The organism is uncultured Rikenella sp. (assembly GCF_910577125.1).
Classification (GTDB): domain Bacteria; phylum Bacteroidota; class Bacteroidia; order Bacteroidales; family Rikenellaceae; genus Rikenella.
This window is the reverse complement of record NZ_CAJTMN010000174.1, coordinates 1-2,450: the sequence shown is the minus strand read 5'-3', so window position 1 is coordinate 2,450 and position 2,450 is coordinate 1. Positions and strand designations below refer to the sequence as shown.

3 protein-coding genes are annotated in these 2,450 nt (G+C 58.4%); 2 read left to right on the top strand and 1 reads right to left on the bottom strand.

What is annotated here, in order from left to right; all coding sequences use genetic code 11:
- Positions 1–423 precede the first annotated feature (423 nt).
- Complete coding sequence (locus QZ292_RS10290) at positions 424–1,497, bottom strand: chorismate mutase (protein WP_294601245.1); 1,074 nt, start codon at positions 1,495–1,497, stop codon at positions 424–426.
- A 47-nt stretch (positions 1,498–1,544) separates the two neighbouring features.
- Here QZ292_RS10290 and QZ292_RS10285 point away from each other — a divergent pair, with 47 nt between their 5' ends.
- The gene (locus tag QZ292_RS10285; RefSeq protein WP_294601243.1) at positions 1,545–1,766 is read left to right on the top strand and encodes a hypothetical protein; all 222 of its coding nucleotides are present in this window, start codon (positions 1,545–1,547) and stop codon (positions 1,764–1,766) included.
- Positions 1,767–1,816: 50 nt separating this feature from the next.
- Complete coding sequence (locus tag QZ292_RS10280) at positions 1,817–1,969, top strand: hypothetical protein (protein WP_294601241.1); 153 nt, start codon at positions 1,817–1,819, stop codon at positions 1,967–1,969.
- Positions 1,970–2,450 lie beyond the last annotated feature (481 nt).

Below are 2,450 nucleotides of genomic sequence, written 5' to 3'. Positions count from 1 at the left end.
CGTAGGCCTGCAACTTCGCGGGGCTCGTTTCCGGCCACGCTGGCGCCGGCCCGCAGCAGACGCAGCCCAACTCTTCGCACTGTTCGTCGTTCGCGCGCCTTACGCGATTTTCTATTTTGACTCACCGTCAATATAGAAAATCGCTTCTTTAGGCGGCGGCGCGCGGAATTTTTAATGCGTTTCAGTCGCCCGCGGCAATTCTTGCCGAATTGGCTCACCGCCAATCGGCAGAATATGCCCTCTATAGCGGGGCGGGCGACTTGTCAACAGGAGGGTACTGCGCTCGGGCCGCGCGGGCCCCACGTCCCGTGGACGGGAAATGCTTCGCATTTCCACTTCTCTGCTCTGCCCAATTCTTCGCCCCGTTCCTCTGTTCGCACACTACTCCTCAGGCTCCGCAAGCCCCCATTTTCATTCACGCACTCACTTCTTCGCGTTCATCACCTGATGCTGGCGGCTAATGCTCTCCATATGAATCGAGTTCAACAAAATACTCAAAAACTCTCGACTCAATTTCAACTCGTCCGCCGTCGCCAAAACCCGCTTCACAATATCGTCCCACCGCGCGCTCTGGAGGATCATCACTTCGTTGTCCCGCTTAATCTCGCCGATCTTCTCGGCCACGTCCATCCGCTTGCTCAGCAGCGTAAAAAGTTCGGCATCGTACTGGTCGATCTGGCTGCGCAATTTGTCCAGCGACCGGAGAAAATCGGGTTTGTCGGTCTGCGGTTTACGCCACACGATGCTCCGAACCAATTCGCCCAGCTCTTCCGGAACGATCTGCTGCGCAGCATCGCTCCAAGCTTTATCCGGGCAGATATGACTCTCGATAATCAACCCGTCGTAGTTCAGGTCGGCACACTCCTGGGCCACCTCTTTGAGCAAAGCGCGTTTCCCGGTGATGTGCGACGGGTCGCCGATCATCGGCACTTCCGGCATCCGCATCTTCATCTCGATCGCCAGGGGCCACATCGGATTGTTCCGGTATTTGGAGACGCCGAACGACGAAAATCCACGGTGAATCAAGCCGACCTGTTCGATGCCGACCTTCTGGAGCCGCTGCACGGCCCCCATCCAGAGGTCGATATCGGGATTCATCGGGTTTTTGACCAGCACGGGAATATTCACGCCGCGCAGGGCATCGGCAATATCCTGTACGCTGAACGGATTGACGGTCGTACGCGCACCGATCCACAGCAGATCGACACCGAATTCCAAAGCCCCTTCGACGTGTTTGGCATTGGCCACTTCGGTCGCCACGGGCAGACCGGTCTCCTTTTTCGCTTCGGCCATCCACGAGAGACCGGGCAGCCCCACTCCCTCAAACGTTCCGGGTTTGGTGCGCGGTTTCCAGATTCCGGCACGCAACACGTCCACAACGCCGGTGGCAGCCAAACGGCGGCAGGTTTCGAGGGTCTGTTCTTCGGTCTCGGCGCTGCACGGCCCGGAAATGATCAACGGGCGTTTGCCTTTCAAATCGATTTTCTTGGTTTCCATTTATGGTAATTATTTTATTTTTCGTTCTGTAAATCTCATTCCCATTTTTGCCTGTTTTTGCCTGCCGATACCCCGCCCCGGGCTACCGCGAAGCAGGAAATAACGGGCGGTTAGGCGATCTGATGGCCGGCGGCGACGGCGGGTGTAGTTGGTCGTCCACGGTCAGTGGGCCTAACGGCGTGTTCTTGTACTTCTATACGCAGAACCTCTATCCCAGCGACGTGAATCGCCGTGGCCACGGTCTTCAGTTGCGTTGCCTCTCGGAATAAACAGAAGAGATCAACACCCCGCCCCGGGCGTCCGCGGCAGTACCTCGGGCATGCTGGAGCTCGTCGGCACCGGCAGTGCCAGCTGGTCTGTTTCGGTCAGCGACACCAACGGCATAAACTTGGGCTTCGGTGTGACGTGGCTCATCCTCAACGATGCGAATGCTCGGGGTCACGGTCTTCCGTTGCGTTGCCTCTCGGAATAAACGGTGCCGCAGGGCACTCCGAAATGGCAGTCTCTACCCTACTCCTGCGACCCGCAAGGGTCGCGCGGGCCGGAGCCACCCCAGGCGTAGGCCTGCAACTTCGCGGTGCTCGTTTTCGGCCTCGCTGGCGCCGGCCCGCTACTAACTACGCTACGTGTGGTATTTTTCCCACGCGCTGGCGGAAATCTTGTTAGAACCATTCACCATGGTTCTAACGATTTCCTACTTCAGCAGCCGCGCGCGGGCTTGTCAATGCGTTTTTGAGTCGCCCGCGGCCATTCTCGTTGGTTGGCCGAGTGCCAACCAACAGAATATGCCCTTTTAGGCGTGGCGCGCGGTGCCTTCGGGCACTCCGAAATGGCCGCCTCTACCCTAACAGGATAGAACTGCCCTACGCGGGCGGCGGACGGCTAATAAGGCCAAGAAAGCCCCAATAAAACGCCCGGTGGGCGCCCCGGCGGGACGGAGCGATACTGCGTAT

Excerpts from the sequence above, each read along its gene's own strand:
- QZ292_RS10290 (WP_294601245.1), bottom strand. The coding sequence starts at position 1,497 with ATGGAAACCAAGAAAATCGATTTGAAAGGCAAACGCCCGTTGATCATT.
- QZ292_RS10280 (WP_294601241.1), top strand. The coding sequence starts at position 1,817 with ATGCTGGAGCTCGTCGGCACCGGCAGTGCCAGCTGGTCTGTTTCGGTC.